Source organism: Salinivibrio sharmensis (assembly GCF_001995985.1).
Taxonomy (GTDB): Bacteria; Pseudomonadota; Gammaproteobacteria; order Enterobacterales; family Vibrionaceae; genus Salinivibrio; species Salinivibrio sharmensis.
This window is the reverse complement of the sequence record NZ_MUFC01000004.1, coordinates 168,545-183,994: the sequence shown is the minus strand read 5'-3', so window position 1 is coordinate 183,994 and position 15,450 is coordinate 168,545. Positions and strand designations below refer to the sequence as shown.

Sequence of the window (15,450 nt, the reverse complement as noted above, 5' to 3'; positions counted from 1 at the left end):
GCTTGGTTGCGCCTTTGAGGCTCGCATAATCTTTTAGCCATAGCAAGTAATCGGGCATTGAGGCCCAAAACCTCGATACTTGGCCCATTATTCATCGCAAGAGCAACAGGTTGCACCTCGTTTTAAGCGTTTTATGATGTTTCCTTCTGAAACAGACAGTCAGAATTACGGTAAGCTTATCCAGTGATGTCACATTTCTTTCATTATGTATTGGCCTGCCTAGGCATCGGCGTTAATCTATTGATTGTTAAGACTTATTAACAAAACACTCAACCAAGGAAGGATTATGAAAACAACGCTATTAGCCGGTGCGTTAGCACTCGCGTTAGGCGGCTCGGCATTTGCCGCGCAAGTTCCTGATGACGTTACCCTCGCTGAGAACCAGACACTTATCTGGGGCGTAGCGGGAGAAGTGCCCACGTTAGATCCCACCAAATCCAGTGACACTGCCAGCAATAAAATCATCTCCGATTTGTTTGACGGACTGATGGTGCGTAACCCAAATGGCGACGTGGTGCCTGGCTTGGCGAAAGAATGGGAAGTAAGCGAAGACGGGCTAACGTATACGTTCCATCTGCGCGAAGCCAAATGGTCTGACGGTGAGCCCATTACCGCCGACGATGTGGTTTATACACTAAAGCGTGTGGTTGACCCGGTCACTGGCGCGCCTTATGCGTGGTACCTAGGCACGGCCAATATCAAAAATGCCAAAGCGATCACCGACGGCGAAAAACCCGCCGAACAGCTTGGTGTGAAAGCTATCGACGATCACACGGTGGAATTTACCCTTGAGCGCCGTACGCCCTACTTCCCTAATATGCTCACTCACTCGTCCACTTATCCGGTACCACAGCACGCGTTAGAAGCCTTTGGTGACAGCTGGACGCGCCCAGATAATATGGTCAACTCTGGCGCCTATAACCTCACCAACTGGGTCATTAATGAGCGTATTGATTTGGCGCGTAATCCACTTTACTGGAATAACGACGAAACGGTCATTAATAAAACCTCGTATGTCGCCTCCAGTGATGTCAACGCTGAATATAACCGTTACCGTACCGGTGAAATTGATATCACCTCGAGTTTCCCTTTGGAACAATATGATCAAATCAAAGAGCAACGCCCTGATGAGTTGATCACTATGCCGTCTTTGGCGACCTATTATTACTTGTTTAATACAGAGAAACCGCCTTTTGACGATGTACGAGTGCGTAAGGCTTTGTCGTATGCGATCGATAGAAATATCATTACCGACATCATTCTTGGTCAAGGCCAGCTTCCGGCATATAGCGCCACGCCACCAGCCATCAATCACTTTGAGCCGCCTAAGCTCGAGTGGGCGGAAATGAGCCAAGATGAGCGATACCAAAAAGCCAAAGCTTTGCTAGCAGAAGCCGGCTTTACCCAAGATAACCCATTGGAGTTTGAGCTGGTTTATAACACCATGGAGTCACACAAAAAGCTGGCGTTAGCGGTGACGTCTATGTGGAAGCGGCATCTTCCTGTCAATGTCAACTTGGCTAACCAAGAGTGGAAAACCTTCTTGCAAAAAGTCTTGCAAAAAGACTTTGATGTCGCCCGTGACGGCTGGATAGGTGATTACAACGAGGCGTCCACTTTCCTTAGCTACTTCAGCAGTGATGGCATGAATAAAACCAGTTGGGGCAACAAAGATTATGACAAGGCACTTGATCAGGCATTAACAGTGGCAGAGCCCGAGAAACGCAAAGCTTACTATCAAGAAGCAGAGCGGATTTTCGCCCGCGACATGCCAGCGATCCCACTGTACTTCTATACCCGTAGCGTGATTAAGAGCCCGAAAGTGGGCGGGTATAACACAGATAACCCCAACAAGCTTCGGTATACACGCAACCTGTATATCACTAAAAATTGATCGCCACTAAATAAGCAGTGATCGATCACTAAGACCAACGCCACGCTTAAACGCGTGGCGTTTTTTATTCACAAGCACAAACAAAAAACGCCAGCCTTTCGGCCAGCGCTTCTTATCAATTTGGCTCCCCCAACTGGACTCGAACCAGTGACATACGGATTAACAGTCCGCCGTTCTACCAACTGAACTATGGGGGAATCGTCTCTGCGACAACGAGCGAGATGATAGGCAATCCATTATCTCGGTGCAACCCTTTTTTAAAGAAAACCTGCCATGTAGCGCTTGAGTGGCTAAAAAGGCAACAAATCAGATTGTTAAATCTATCTTCTTTGCACTGACGTAGGTAAAAGTGCAAATATAATTCACAGCAGATAATCACGAGGACACAGACACATTGGAAAACACCGCGTCGCTCCCATTGTTTATCGCAGGCCCTATGCTAAGGCGCACCACCCAGCATGAAGTGACACTGTGGTCCGTGCTGACACAAAAACCCGATAAGGGTACAGTGTCAGTCTATCAGGGGAGTCAGCTTCTCGCTTCCATGCCTTTGTCAGCGGGACATTGGTTTCGTATTGGCGAGCGTGCGTGGGTCGTGCTTCATCACCTTCGGCCGGCCCATGGGTTTCCAGTCGACGTTCCCTTGTCCTACGACATGGAGGTAGAGCGGCAACGCTTAGCGGATACCCAACCTCATCTCCTCTATGATAATGAGGATACTCCTGAGTTTTGTATCCCTGCTAAAGCCACACACATTGCGCATGGCTCTTGCCGCCACCCGCATCATCGTTGCGAGGACGCCTTGGTGACTCTTGATGCACAGCTGGCGACCACTCCAACGACACAATGGCCCAATCTGCTAGTGATGAGTGGCGATCAAATCTATGCCGATGATGTCGCCACGCCTATGCTGCAGCGTATTCGCCGGTTAATTGCCGTATTAGGTCTTAAAAATGAGTATTTCGAGGCCGCGCCCATTGTCGACTGCCGTGCCTTGGATACACACCCTGACAGCTATGTTCAACGCGGCAAGCTCCTCCCTAGCCAGCGCGCGGAAAAGGGCGGCCGTTTAGAGAGACTGTTTGGTCAACCACTGCCTATTTTTACATCTAAAACCGTCTCCAATCACTTGATAAGCTTTGCAGAACACGTCGCCATGTATTTGCTGGTTTGGGCGCCCGTTTCTTGGGCACTAACAGATGGGCCTCATCTTCAACCTCCCACTCAACTGACCGACAGTCAACGCGAGCGCTATCAACAAGAAACACTCGCACTCAATGCGTTTCGTTCCGGTTTAACCGGCGTGCAGCGACTATTCGCACACCTATCAACCTATATGATCTTTGATGACCACGACATCACTGACGATTGGAATATCACCGTCGGGTGGGAGCAGGCGGCGTATTTTAATCCCTTTTCTCGCCGTATTATCGGTAATGGTCTGATGGCTTACTGGTTGTGCCAAGGTTGGGGCAATGCACCCGATAACTTTAGCCAAGAGTTTCTCACTACCGCCTGTCAAAGCGCCTATCAGCCCATTGATGTTTGCGACCTGGACACACAAACAGAGACGCATCAGGCCATGGTGGAAGAATGTCTGCGCTTTGAACACTGGCATTACACGGTACCAACCACCCCCCACCTCGTCGTGTTAGACACACGCACTCGGCGCTGGCGCTCTGAGTCACGAATGAATAAACCATCTGGCCTGATGGACTGGGAAGCACTGATGGATTTTCAACATGACTTGTTACGGCATGATAGCGCAGTGATTGTCTCTGCCGCCCCCATGTTCGGTGTTAAGTTTATTGAAGTATTGCAAAGAGTCGCGACCTGGCTGGGTGCGCCAACCGTCGTCGACGCCGAAAACTGGATGGCCCATCCAGGGAGTGCTAATACCCTACTGAGTATTTTTCGTCATCAGCGCACGCCAACCAACTATGTGATTCTGTCTGGCGATGTACATTATTCGTTTGCCTATGACATCCGTATCCGTTTTCGTACCAACAGCCCGCGTTTGTGGCAAATTACCGCCAGCGGCTTCAAAAACCGCTTTCCCGAACCCCTATTGACCCTCTGCGAGTGGTGCGATCGGGTGCTGTTTAGTCCGCTGTCCCCGCTGAACTGGCTTACCAAACGTAAACGTATGCATATTGAGCGGCGTGATCCTGATACCCCCGGCCCCAAGCGCCTTGTCAATGCCAGTGGCGTCGGGCTGGTTGAGCTCAATGATGACGGCTCGCCACACTCCGTTAGCCTGCTAAAAGCAGACGGTACTCGCGTCTCTTTTCCAGAGAAGACAAACACCTAGTCACTCGCTCCCCGCACTGATTGCCAGTGCGCCAAAATAAACTTGGATTATCGCCCAAGCAGGCCTAACCTTATAAGGGTTAGGCCGAGAACAGGAGGCTTTATGCAAGGAGAAAACCACGCTCTCGTTTTTGATTTTCCAGAACACCGCGATCGTATCCATCACCTGAAACAGTACGATCCTGACTTCCAGCTTGATGCGCAACGCTACCACCAACTGGACCACCACATTCGTGGTTTAGAGATGAACCAAATCCCCACCAGCGACGATGTCTTTACTGCGATGAAAAGACAACGTGCTCACCTTAAAGACCGTCTATACCAAAAACTACGCACACACTAACAGGAGACAACAATGCGCATTTCGCATTGCCTCTGCCTATTGGTGCTTTGCTGGGGCGTTATAGGGGCTACACAAGCGAAAATCATCAGTACGGAGGCAGTTAGCCTCCGCACTGAAACGCTGAAATCCGGTTTTTCACACCCATGGGGACTCGCTGAACTGCCGGATGGCGATCTGCTGATTACCGAGCGTAACGGCAAACTCAAACGGCTGACCCCCAATGGGCTGGTTGTTACTGTGTTGGGCACACCCAAAAATGTGTTTCAACAAGGGCAAGGCGGTCTACTTGATATTGCTCTCGCCCCTGACTTTGCCAACAGCCACCGTGTTTATCTGTCCTATGCTGGCGTGAATGAGCAGGGGCAAGCTGGCACGGAAGTGATGATGGCAACCTTGTCCAAGGACGTGCTGATTGATAGCCGTGTTATCTTTAAAGCGTTACCCAAACGCGGCGGGGGACGCCATTTTGGCAGTCGCTTATTGGTCACCTCTGAGCATCTATATATTACGCTCGGTGACCGTGGTCACCGCGATCGTGCACAGTTTGCCGACGATCACCTGGGTACGCTCGTTCGTCTTAATCTTGATGGTACAGTGCCGAAGAGTAATCCCTTCACACAGGCGGATGATAAACGCCCTGAGGTGTTTAGTTATGGACACCGAAACGTTCAAGGCATCACCCTCGACAACACAGGCTCACGCATTTGGGCTCACGAGCACGGTCCGCAAGGGGGTGATGAGCTTAATATTATCCGCGCTGGTGAAAACTACGGGTGGCCAACCATCACTTATGGGGTGAACTATGGGTTGGGGACACAAATTGGAGAGGGAACATCAAAACCAGGTATGCGCCAACCGGTTTATTATTGGGATCCCTCTATTGCGCCCTCTGGGATGGTCATGGTGAACGGCGCGCCTTTTTCTATGTGGGACGGTAACTTGCTGCTCGGTTCGTTGAAATTTGGGCTCCTAGTCAGGTTAGTATTGGAAGATGGCAAGGTAACACACGAAGAGCGGATGCTCGATGGTGAGTTTGGTCGTATTCGCGATGTCATACAAGCGCGAGACGGCAGTTTACTCATACTCACCGATAGACGGAATGGCAGTGTCTTACGCCTGACCCCCACAGCCGACTAGAGGGCACAGCGCTAGGATAAACTGGAGGTCAGCTCACCGTCATTATTCGGGACGGATAAGTGATACTGCTCACCATCGTAGTCTAAGTTGGTGATTAACCACGCCCCTCGCGATTTAGAACGATCATCGAATTTAAACCCGCAGTGGTAGCGATCACCCTTCAATCGGTGGCTTAAAATCATACCGGTCATGGTCAAGGCTTGGCTCGCGGCGATATCAACTAAGCTAAGCGTAGCAAGTTGCTCCGCATTAATCTGCAAGCCGACCGCGCGATACGAAAAAAGACACCCGCCTACCGAGAGGTCATGTATTGTTACCGAGATCGCTGACTTGCCATCCATGTTTAGCTGGGCCGCCAACTCGACCGGGAAACGCCTATCCTGGCGAAGAGGCGTAGCGGTCGCCCCCTCACGCGTAAGCTCGACACTCAATAAAGTATGATAACCCTCCATCACACTGTGTATCCTGCCCCCAAAACGCATCAGTGCGCCTTCCGGCGAGACGCCGTGAATACGCAAATTATACCCCGCGCCGAAATATAATCGTCTTTGTTGAGACGATAGCTGTGGTAACTGCACATAACAAAATCGCTGCCCATCGCTGCCAATGAGTAACGCATTGAACCGAAACAAAGCGTTGGTCGGGGTCTGGATATGGACACGCACTAGCGTCGCACCGCCCAGTTTGAGCACAGCGGTAGCCACCGGTAATGAGATCGCCTCTCTGGTTTTCTCTATCGCATTGAGTTGTTCTTTTCTGGGCATAGTCGGTTTTGTCGTATCCGCAATGTGAATTTCAACGTATTCATAGAGTTCGATTGCCTTGAGTATAGATAGCGCTCTTACCTCATGTTACTTTTTCGATACTTAAAGCACTTACCAAGCAAGGACACGCCATGATAACGACACCAAAGCGGCTGCTGGTTAGCACCCTATTCGTTTGCGCCACCTCAGTGCAAGCCAATGACAACAAGGTTTGCGGTGATGTTTCTATTGCTGATATGAATTGGAATTCAGCCACTTTGATGGCACATGTCGATCAGTTTATCCTCGAACATGGGTACGGATGTAATGCGTCTTTGGTTCCAGGTGATACCATGCCTACTGGTGTCTCAATGACAGAAAAAGGCGAACCTGATATTGCGCCAGAGTTTTGGACCAACTCTCACAAAGCGATGTTAGATAAAGGCGTCAATGAGGGGCGGCTACGCTATGCCGGTGACGCATTCTCACAAGGCGGCAACGAAGGCTTTTGGGTCCCCAAATACATGGTTGATAAACACCCTGAGCTAGCAACGATTGAGGGTATTAAAGCCCATCCAGAGCTTTTCCCGCATCCTGAAGACCCCGATAAAGCGGCATTCATGGGTTGCCCCGCAGGATGGACGTGTCAAATTTCCGCTGAACATATTTTTAACGCCCTTGAGCTCGACAAAGCCGGATTTAAAATTGTCGACCCAGGCTCCGCCGCTGGACTGGCCGGAACCATCGCACGTGCTAACGAGCGACAAAACCCTTGGTTTGGCTATTATTGGGCGCCAACCCCTGTGATGGGAAAATATGAAATGGTTGAGGTCGACTTAGGCGCTGATGTCGATCTGGAACACTACAAACAATGCATTACCCAAGCAGATTGCCAGTCACCTAAGGTCACTGCATTTCCGGTCTCTCCCGTACACTCTTTGACCACTGCATCCTTTGCCGAGCAAGCGCCAGCAGCATTTAACTATATCAACCGCCGTGAGTACGATAATCAAGTGATGAGTGACATGCTAGCTTGGATGGATACCTACCAAGCTGACGGTGAAATAGCCGCTGACGAATTTCTACGTCGCTATCGCACTGAGTGGCATCAGTGGGTCGACGACAAAACAGCACAGCGCATTGAAGACGCCTTGCAATAGAAAGAGAGGCACACTTGCTGATCAGGTAAAATCACCCTTGCCAAGGCAGATTCTCCTTGGCAAGGATAAAAGGCAGACCACTAGATCACGCCAAGCTCACGCAGACGCTCCATCAAGTAACTGTTGGCTGTATGACGCTTAGACAGTACAACATCTGGCTTAGGGTGCAAAAACAGCGGCAACGAGATACGCGCTTTGCTCTTATCCGCACCTTCTGGATTGACGACCCGGTGCGTCGTTGACGGGAAATAGCCGCCAGACGTTTCCTGCAGCATATCACCTATATTGACAATCAAGTTGCCAAAATCACAAGGCACGTCTAACCAGCTCCCATCCTTTGCTTTCACTTGTAAACCCGGTTCGTTGGCAGCGGGCAAAATAGTTAACAAGTTAATATCCTCATGGGCCGCCGCACGAATGGCTCCCAACTCCTCATCACCTTTTAATGGTGGGTAATGTAAAACACGTAACAAGGTTTGTTGGCTGCCATTAATCATACTGGATAGTGGCTGTGAGTAGTGCTGGCTCACCTCAGACGGTGACTGACGTTCAACCCATGACAGCAAGGTCTCCGCCAAGGTCGTGGCATGCTGATAATAAGCCTGCAGGTTGTCTCGTAAGTCGGCAGGACACTGTCCCCAAGGGTAGTAGTGGAAGAATTCTTTTAAATCGCGCTTAGTATGACCTTTCGCCGTTTCTGCTACTTTTGCAGGAAAAAAGCCGTCTTGCGTATCTGGCTTATATGTAAAGTCATGTTTGTTCTCAGTGTTAAAAAAACCTTCCCATTGCTGATAAATATCATCGACCAATTGCTGCTGTAATGGATGATTTTTTAGTACACCAAAACCTGTTTCACGTAAGGATTCAACAAACGCCTGCTCCGCATTAGGCGCTGTAAAGTCAATGGCTTGCAGTGTCATAGTAGCCTCGTAATCGTTTGCTTTTTATCGTGAGGTGATTGAAACAATAGTTTAACAGGCAGATCGACGTACACAACGCAAAACCGTTCTCATATGGAAACGCTTTGTTTTCCAAAAGAAACAGCTGAAGTTAAATCATTCAGCCCTGAGCTGGGTAAACAGGTATCACGTGTTACACTCTACGCAGTTGTAAACGCATGGAGGTTATATGGGCGTTATTCGTTGGATCCTAGGTAAGATTATTCTGATTGTTGAGTCGTTGACAAAACCCAAGGCGCCTCAGCTGAGCGCAGCACAAAAACACGCTATCGATACGTTGGCGCAGCAGGTTACCTTGTATCAATTTGCGGCCTGTCCATTTTGTGTCAAAGTGCGCCAGGCAAGTCGAAAACTGGGGTTACCGCTGAACACGAAAGATGCCAAACGTGATTTAACCGCGCGTCAAGAACTTGAACAAGGTGGAGGGCGAATCAAAGTCCCCTGTTTACGTATCCAAAACACGAGCGGGGAAACACATTGGATGTACGAGTCAGACGATATTATTGCCTATTTAAATAAGCAAACATCTCCGATTATTGAAAAATAATTAGACAGAGGCAAAGTCGGGGTCTATGGTTTTAGTGACAAGACTCCTTCGCTTGCCCCTTGTTGCCCGACAGGCGTATGCCTTTTATCGGGCTCTGCTAGACTGCCCCAGCCCTGCGCTCGGGCAGTTTTTTTTCAACCCAATGGCTTTCCATGTGACCGTTATTCACTGCCACCGATTCCAAAAAGCATGTTCACTTAAGTGCCATTAACACCCAATAAACGACGCAACTAACATCAAGTAAACCAAGAAAGACGACATGCTTTCCCATTTAACCTTAGAGCGTATATCATTGCCACCATCGCTCTGTCTTGAGTTAGGCTCAATCACAAACTAGCTTTAAAAGACGGGAACAATAAGGAGTGTGAAATGATAAATGACAACACGACACACCACTCGGGGAAAATACGTTACACCAGCCCACTCATTTTGCTCTTTCTGCTTCTAATGCTATTAAGTCACCCTGTAAAAGCCAGATCGCTATTGACCGTTTATGGCGATGTCGCCAAGCAGTCGTTCAATCGTGAAGAGCTGATGCAACTGGCTGATCGCACGATCGAAACCAAAACACCGTGGACCGAAGGCACACAAGTATTCCTTGGGGTGTCAGCGCAAAAGCTGTTAAAGACCTATGACAAACCAGGGCATGAATTAAAAGTTCACGCGTTGAATGATTATTGGTCGAAAGTACCCACTGACGAGATTGAGAAATATAACCCCGTTTTCGCTATCAAGAAAAACGGCGAGTGGATGTCCGTTCGCGACAAAGGGCCAATTTGGGTGATATATCCGTTATCGGAGTTCGGTCAATACGACAACGAAGTCTTACACAGCCGTATGGTGTGGCAAGTCGATCGTATCGAAATTTTAGAAAAAGAATAACAACAGCCTTATTGGCTCAATCACGACTTTTTACCTACATCACGAGCCTCTAGACTAAACCACAAGCAGCTAGGCAAAACACAGTAGTAAAGGAATATATTGGCATGGTAAAGCGCCCTCTTATCGGTTTCATCATTTTTGCATTTACCACGTTAGCCTTCGCGGCCTCGGCGCTTTACCAGTTTCATAATGCCTACGCACGACAAGCACTACATACCCAATTGTCAGCATGGGCATTAGCACAAATGGAGCTCGAAACCTTAGAATTTCGCAATGAACTCGCCTTGTACCTCGCCACGGCATCAGACAAACAGTCTCTTGTCCTCTCTTATGACATCCTATGGAGTCGTTATGACACGTTTTTAAGTAGCCAAGAGGCTGCGCCCATGCGTCGTACGTTTGATGCCCAGCCCGTGGTAAAACATGCTTTTCGTTTAATTCAGCAACATGAGCAAGCGGTATTGAATGGTGACCGTCAGCGGCTTTCTGGCCTTCTTCATGAAATGGATATTGTCCTTCCTCAGGTACGAAACCTGATGGTAAATAATTTTACCGGGCCGGCAGCTATCGAGCAGCGTGAATTTTTACAAGACCAAATAAAAACCATGTACGCGGCTATCATTATACTGATGTCGTTATTGATTTTTTTCGCCTTTCGCCTCTATCGCAATAGTAGCAAACAGCAAAAAATGGCATGGCACGATAGTCTCACTGGCCTCCCCAATCGCAATTACCTCTTGGAGCACCTCTACAAAGCGGCACATAAAAAACAAATACATACGTTATTGTTGATCGATGTTCGTCGTTTTAAAGACATCAATGACCTGATGGGGTACGAACAAGGCGATATCGCGCTAACACAGTTAGCCAATGAATTAAAAAGCATGTGTTTACCTTACGGTTATCCTTGTGCGCGGATCAGCAGTAATGAGTTTGCAGTTCTCGCGTACACCGACAATCGTCAGCTGAGTTTCTTTACTCAACCTTTGTGCAACGCGCTGCGAAGCGCGATCGACAATGTCTGCCCGAGCCATCAATTAGCGGTCGCTATTGGCGTCGCAAAGAGCCTCGATTTGGATGACAATGTCATCAGGAATCATCGTCAGTTTGCCAATCAACTGTTAAACAACGCGGATCTTGCGCTGATGAAAGCCAAACGAGCGCCTGTGACGCAAGACAGTGTTGATATATTTAAGGCGGAGTACGAGCAAGAAGCGAAGCAACGTCGTCAATTACGCGATGAGCTCAAGGCTCACCTTGACGATCCATACCAAGAGACACTCTATGTATTGTTCCAACCCATGGTATCACCAGCGTCAAAACGCCTTGGATGTGAGTGTCTGATTCGCTGGGACCATGCTGAGTTTGGTGCCATTGATCCAGCACTCATCGTCAGTATCGCCGAAGAATCAGGGCTGGGGCGAACATTAGGCGCTTGGCTTTTGCATCAAGTTTATCTGGCTTTAAACACCGAGTGGCAAACCGTTAATGAACGTATTGATATTGCGATTAACCTCTCTGATTCGTTTTTCAACGAGTCCTTGATTGCCGATGTAATCACTGTGTTTGCCGATCACCCAGAACAACGTAAACAACTGATTTTTGAGGTAACAGAGACGATGACCATCGACGATATTGGTCGCTTCAATCTGTTGATGAATCAACTGCGCGACGTCGGTATTCGGATAGCGCTAGATGATTTCGGTACCGGTTGGTCATCCATGTCGGTACTCAGCCACCTTAGTTTTGATAAAGTCAAAATTGATCGTTCATTTGTCACCGGCATGGCCAATACACCGCGCCAGCACGTGCTGGTAGATACCATTTGCCATATGGCACACCAGCTCGATATTCGCGTAGTTGCCGAAGGCGTCGAAACACAAGAACAACTCACCAGCCTAAAACAGATGGGCGTTGACGAATTCCAAGGCTACTTCTTCGCCAAACCGCTATCCGCACTGGACTTTTATGCTTTCTACATCGATCACTTAAATCATAAAGGCAAGTTATTGATGAATGATTAATCAAACACTTCTTCTATATCGACCACTTTTGAGCGGTTAACCGTAATTTTCCAGCGCTGATACACCATCGGCTGCCCTTTTAGCCGCTGACAACTAATAAGGTTAAATTGATGCCGCTTTTCAACCGAATCTTTGAGTACTTGGCCTTCATTAAGCCGATATAAGCGCTGACTACCGCGGTCCATAAGGCGAGAAAAAGAGCGGAAGTCAAATTTCCACACGTCACGAGTGGTGTCATAACCCGACAAAAAACGGGTTGTCTCTAGCTGTGTTTTCACTTTAAGGCGCACGACCGCTTCTTCCCGTTGACGAAGTTTGCCACGACGCAATTTCTTCACTTCATCGGGTAGGGCAGCAAAATCAATATAATCTAGCCACTCTAACTGCCGACCTATTTGTCGATTGGATGTGGGGTCAATAAAACGTTTTCGCCACTTGGGACGCCCTTTACGAATCCATCGCCACAACGCATCACGAAGATCATCTTTAAAGATCTCTCGCAATGCATACACACCCGCCATGGCCAACACGAACGATAAGGTGATTTCGCCTAAATATTGACGTGCACGGACAATAACAGTGGTGACAAACAACATCACAAACGCCGTCGCAGAAGCTTTAGCCAGTTTGTTAAGGTTTTTACCTAGCGCCTGCGGCACTTGGCGAATCGTCACGGGAAACTCAATCAAGCGGCGCGCAAGGCGCATTTTATTGACCATACGAGTGGGATCGCGCCGTGCTTTATCCGAGTTATAACGGTTGACGAGACGATGTGCCTCTTCAGCTTGGCACAATTCAATCAATTGCTGGCGTATCCTCTTGTAGACGTTTCCACGCGGCATATGAGCCAGTAACGACAGAAAGCGTTGCTCGGTCAACCAAGACAAATAGTTATCTATATTATGGTAATACTTGAGTAGCTTGGTGTTTTGCGGTTTATAGCGCCGGAGTCGCCGTAAAATCTCCACCGCCATCTCTATCGTATCTTCTAACTGCTCTAACGCTTGTTCATCCTCTAGCCCAGAAACGGATTCAAAAAAATCGTGCGTCGCTTTTTCGAGCGATAACGCATACTGGTACGCATAGAGACTCAAGCTCACTCGATATTGTTCGGTTGGCAGTTTTTCACGACTGGCCAGGCGAGCATGCACCAAGGGCAGATGATAACGAGACGTAAAATACGTCCGACTATTAGCGAGGACACGGTAGTAAAACTCATCTTCAGAGAGCACATGCTTACCAAACTTAAGCTCACCAGGGACGAAGAGATAAAACTCGACCTCTTGGGCACTGACTTCCTCGTTGAGCACAGCCACCCTGACTGATAAACCCTCATGTTTGTCTACTGTGATCACGACTGCTCTCCTGTGAACGCCAATAAATTTGCTACCAAGCCGATCCCCCATAATACGCGTACGACCAAGGTGTTACGAGTATCGCACATTTACCGCAACACGAGTGAAAAACCGCCATATAGCGCCAATCAAACTGGTCGTTTTTTGCGCAATCGATCGTCTTGGGGTTGCTCTCCACGACTCACGCGTACTGCCGCCATTACTTACAAAGAAATTAACGGGGTTATCCACAGGTACAGTAGATAACTTTACAATCAAAGCGCTAAATATAGTTCAGAGCGCACCATATTTAGTATGCATATGACAGCACCCTGTTCCATAGATTACACTAACCTCGAAGTCGCTTAGGCCAATCAAGAAAGCAAAGCTGTGCATGTGTATTCGCGATCTCTGTCCAGTGCTCGACGGGATACTGCACCACCGCCACACCTGAGGTCGGCAAGTTATCCTTGGTCATTCCCACGCCATACAAGTAATTGTTTAGTGCAGGGTTGTGGCCGATAATCATCGCCACATCTTGTTCTAACTCGAGTGCTTGGATGGTATGAATGATTGCCGATGCATGCTCACTGTATAACTTTTCTTCTAACACAATGGGCGGCTTATCGGTCAGCGTTTGTGCCACGAGTACCGCTGTATCTTTTGCGCGTTGCGCTGTACTGGTCACAATCGTTTGAGGCTGATGCAACCAAGCGTTCAAGCGCTCCGCCATTTGTGGCGCTTGTCGAAACCCTCTCGGGTTGAGCGGACGATCGTGATCATCGAGGCTCGGATCATCCCAACTCGATTTTGCATGGCGCATGAGAAATACCGTTTTCATCGTCCCCTCCTCATTGTTCAATAAAAAAAGCGAGCCACGGCCCGCTTTCGCTTTTTGCTCTCACCAGTGCCTAGGCTGTTTAACTCGCCACTACTTGGCGCAAACGCTCCTGCACCACATTGACCAAAAGATCGGGCTGGAATTTAGAGATAAACTGATTACAGCCTACTTTTTCAACCATTGCCTCGTTGAAGCTACCGCTTAGTGAGGTGTTCAGTGCAATGTACAAATCACTCATCCGGCTATCAGAGCGCACTTCGTGCGTCAATTTATAACCGTCCATTTCCGGCATTTCCGCATCAGTGATCATAAGCAAAATTTCGTCACTCACGTTTTTGCCTTCATCGCACCAACTCTTGAGCAAATTCAGTGCTTCCGCACCATTTTTCTTGATGATGCACTCAACGCCAAACTGCGACAAGGTTTCACTGACCTGCGCGCGCGCCGTGGATGAGTCATCGACAACCAGTACTCGCTGCCCCGTCATATAAGGGGTCAGTTGCGGGTCGAGGACATCTTCAGAAACACCCACTTCATACGCAACGATCTCAGCCAGCACTTTTTCCACATCGACAATTTCCACTAGACGCGTTTGCCCGTCAAAGTCTTGGCGAGTAATGGCCGTTAAGTAATTATTGCGCCCAGAGCTGGAAGGCGGCTCCATGATCTCATCCCAGCCCATGTTTTTGATATTGATCACCTGCCCAACGAGGAACGCTTGGATAGTGCGGTTATATTCAGTCACGATAACGTTACATTCATCCGACATGCCTATCGAGCCCATGCCAATGGACTGACGTAGGTCAATCACCGGAATAGATTTGCCACGAATCATGGCAACGCCACGGATGTTCGGATGGGAGCCAGGCATTTGGTTGAGCTTGGGCACTTTAATGACTTCACGTACTTTAAACACGTTGATGGCAAAAGGTTGGGTAGAGCCAAGGTAAAACATTAAAAGCTCGAGGCGGTTTTCACCCACCAATCGTGTCCGCGAATCTACCGAATCTAAAATATTGGTCATAGTCTACTCAACCGTCGTGTTACTGCTCATTCGCATTTATCCGGACACGTAAATCCTTGCTAACGTGCCTCAATGTTGGGGGCTTTTGTGTCGCGTTGCACTGAGACTTTCAAGTACCGAGACAAAAAGCGTGTTCTTTCTTATTTTAGGTAAGATACAGTCACAGGCAACCTCTTTGCATAAGGTGGTGCCTAAATGACTGGCTCACTTAGCCTATATCTTTCGCTATCTTAGCAAAAACTATGTCCTAAA

The 15,450-nt window shown here is 48.5% G+C and carries 13 protein-coding genes and 1 tRNA gene; 8 read left to right on the top strand and 6 right to left on the bottom strand.

All coding sequences use genetic code 11. The features are described from left to right. Nucleotides 1-286 precede the first annotated feature (286 nt). A complete protein-coding gene (locus tag BZG74_RS05725) occupies nt 287-1,894 on the top strand; it encodes a peptide ABC transporter substrate-binding protein (protein WP_077771735.1) in 1,608 nt (535 codons plus the stop codon). A gap of 121 nt (nt 1,895-2,015) precedes the next feature. Here BZG74_RS05725 and BZG74_RS05720 read toward each other — a convergent pair. Continuing rightward, nucleotides 2,016-2,091, bottom strand: a tRNA-Asn gene (locus BZG74_RS05720). 239 nt (nt 2,092-2,330) lie between these two features. On the opposite strand from BZG74_RS05720, the gene BZG74_RS05715 reads away from it, so the two are divergent. The 3 genes from BZG74_RS05715 to BZG74_RS05705 all read left to right on the top strand — a co-directional run bounded on the left by BZG74_RS05715 (nt 2,331) and on the right by BZG74_RS05705 (nt 5,684). Further along, a complete protein-coding gene (locus BZG74_RS05715) occupies nt 2,331-4,205 on the top strand; it encodes an alkaline phosphatase D family protein (RefSeq protein ID WP_101494665.1) in 1,875 nt (624 codons plus the stop codon). A 102-nt stretch (nt 4,206-4,307) separates the two neighbouring features. Next, nucleotides 4,308-4,547 (top strand): YdcH family protein, encoded by a 240-nt coding sequence (locus tag BZG74_RS05710; protein WP_077771733.1) that lies wholly within the window; start codon nt 4,308-4,310, stop codon nt 4,545-4,547. Between the two features lie 12 nt (nt 4,548-4,559). Beyond that, nucleotides 4,560-5,684 (top strand): PQQ-dependent sugar dehydrogenase, encoded by a 1,125-nt coding sequence (locus BZG74_RS05705; protein ID WP_077771732.1) that lies wholly within the window; start codon nt 4,560-4,562, stop codon nt 5,682-5,684. A gap of 11 nt (nt 5,685-5,695) precedes the next feature. On the opposite strand, the gene BZG74_RS05700 is transcribed toward BZG74_RS05705, so the two are convergent. Next, nucleotides 5,696-6,448 carry a PilZ domain-containing protein gene (locus tag BZG74_RS05700; protein ID WP_077771731.1) on the bottom strand — a complete coding sequence of 251 codons (753 nt, stop codon included), beginning with the start codon at nt 6,446-6,448 and terminating at the stop codon, nt 5,696-5,698. Nucleotides 6,449-6,579: 131 nt separating this feature from the next. Here BZG74_RS05700 and BZG74_RS05695 point away from each other — a divergent pair, with 131 nt between their 5' ends. Continuing rightward, on the top strand, nt 6,580-7,587 hold the full coding sequence (locus tag BZG74_RS05695; RefSeq protein WP_077771730.1) for a glycine betaine ABC transporter substrate-binding protein: 1,008 nt from the start codon (nt 6,580-6,582) through the stop codon (nt 7,585-7,587). A gap of 80 nt (nt 7,588-7,667) precedes the next feature. Here the strand turns inward: BZG74_RS05695 and BZG74_RS05690 are convergent, their stop codons facing one another. Next, nucleotides 7,668-8,507, bottom strand: a complete 840-nt coding sequence (locus BZG74_RS05690; RefSeq protein WP_077771729.1) for an isopenicillin N synthase family dioxygenase — start codon at nt 8,505-8,507, stop codon at nt 7,668-7,670. A 208-nt stretch (nt 8,508-8,715) separates the two neighbouring features. On the opposite strand from BZG74_RS05690, the gene BZG74_RS05685 reads away from it, so the two are divergent. The 3 genes from BZG74_RS05685 to BZG74_RS05675 all read left to right on the top strand — a co-directional run bounded on the left by BZG74_RS05685 (nt 8,716) and on the right by BZG74_RS05675 (nt 11,999). Then, on the top strand, nt 8,716-9,093 hold the full coding sequence (locus tag BZG74_RS05685) for a glutaredoxin family protein (protein ID WP_077771728.1): 378 nt from the start codon (nt 8,716-8,718) through the stop codon (nt 9,091-9,093). Between the two features lie 369 nt (nt 9,094-9,462). Beyond that, nucleotides 9,463-9,975 (top strand): hypothetical protein, encoded by a 513-nt coding sequence (locus BZG74_RS05680; protein ID WP_077771727.1) that lies wholly within the window; start codon nt 9,463-9,465, stop codon nt 9,973-9,975. A gap of 104 nt (nt 9,976-10,079) precedes the next feature. Further along, on the top strand, nt 10,080-11,999 hold the full coding sequence (locus BZG74_RS05675) for a putative bifunctional diguanylate cyclase/phosphodiesterase (RefSeq protein ID WP_077771726.1): 1,920 nt from the start codon (nt 10,080-10,082) through the stop codon (nt 11,997-11,999). On the opposite strand, the gene BZG74_RS05670 is transcribed toward BZG74_RS05675, so the two are convergent. The 3 genes from BZG74_RS05670 to BZG74_RS05660 all read right to left on the bottom strand — a co-directional run bounded on the left by BZG74_RS05670 (nt 11,996) and on the right by BZG74_RS05660 (nt 15,198). After that, on the bottom strand, nt 11,996-13,354 hold the full coding sequence (locus BZG74_RS05670; RefSeq protein ID WP_077771725.1) for a hypothetical protein: 1,359 nt from the start codon (nt 13,352-13,354) through the stop codon (nt 11,996-11,998). The genes BZG74_RS05675 and BZG74_RS05670 overlap by 4 nt on opposite strands. A 328-nt stretch (nt 13,355-13,682) precedes the next feature. Beyond that, nucleotides 13,683-14,174, bottom strand: a complete 492-nt coding sequence (locus tag BZG74_RS05665) for a SixA phosphatase family protein (RefSeq protein WP_077771724.1) — start codon at nt 14,172-14,174, stop codon at nt 13,683-13,685. Between the two features lie 79 nt (nt 14,175-14,253). Continuing rightward, nucleotides 14,254-15,198, bottom strand: coding sequence for a chemotaxis protein CheV (locus BZG74_RS05660; protein WP_046075655.1), 945 nt, complete (start codon nt 15,196-15,198; stop codon nt 14,254-14,256). Between the last annotated feature and the right edge of the window lie 252 nt (nt 15,199-15,450).

Coding starts and splice junctions, on each gene's coding strand:
- BZG74_RS05700 (WP_077771731.1), bottom strand. CDS start 6,448: ATGCCCAGAAAAGAACAACTCAATGCGATAGAGAAAACCAGAGAGGCG.
- BZG74_RS05715 (WP_101494665.1), top strand. CDS start 2,331: ATGCTAAGGCGCACCACCCAGCATGAAGTGACACTGTGGTCCGTGCTG.
- BZG74_RS05660 (WP_046075655.1), bottom strand. CDS start 15,198: ATGACCAATATTTTAGATTCGGTAGATTCGCGGACACGATTGGTGGGT.
- BZG74_RS05685 (WP_077771728.1), top strand. CDS start 8,716: ATGGGCGTTATTCGTTGGATCCTAGGTAAGATTATTCTGATTGTTGAG.
- BZG74_RS05675 (WP_077771726.1), top strand. CDS start 10,080: ATGGTAAAGCGCCCTCTTATCGGTTTCATCATTTTTGCATTTACCACG.
- BZG74_RS05690 (WP_077771729.1), bottom strand. CDS start 8,507: ATGACACTGCAAGCCATTGACTTTACAGCGCCTAATGCGGAGCAGGCG.
- BZG74_RS05705 (WP_077771732.1), top strand. CDS start 4,560: ATGCGCATTTCGCATTGCCTCTGCCTATTGGTGCTTTGCTGGGGCGTT.
- BZG74_RS05665 (WP_077771724.1), bottom strand. CDS start 14,174: ATGAAAACGGTATTTCTCATGCGCCATGCAAAATCGAGTTGGGATGAT.
- BZG74_RS05695 (WP_077771730.1), top strand. CDS start 6,580: ATGATAACGACACCAAAGCGGCTGCTGGTTAGCACCCTATTCGTTTGC.
- BZG74_RS05680 (WP_077771727.1), top strand. CDS start 9,463: ATGATAAATGACAACACGACACACCACTCGGGGAAAATACGTTACACC.
- BZG74_RS05725 (WP_077771735.1), top strand. CDS start 287: ATGAAAACAACGCTATTAGCCGGTGCGTTAGCACTCGCGTTAGGCGGC.
- BZG74_RS05710 (WP_077771733.1), top strand. CDS start 4,308: ATGCAAGGAGAAAACCACGCTCTCGTTTTTGATTTTCCAGAACACCGC.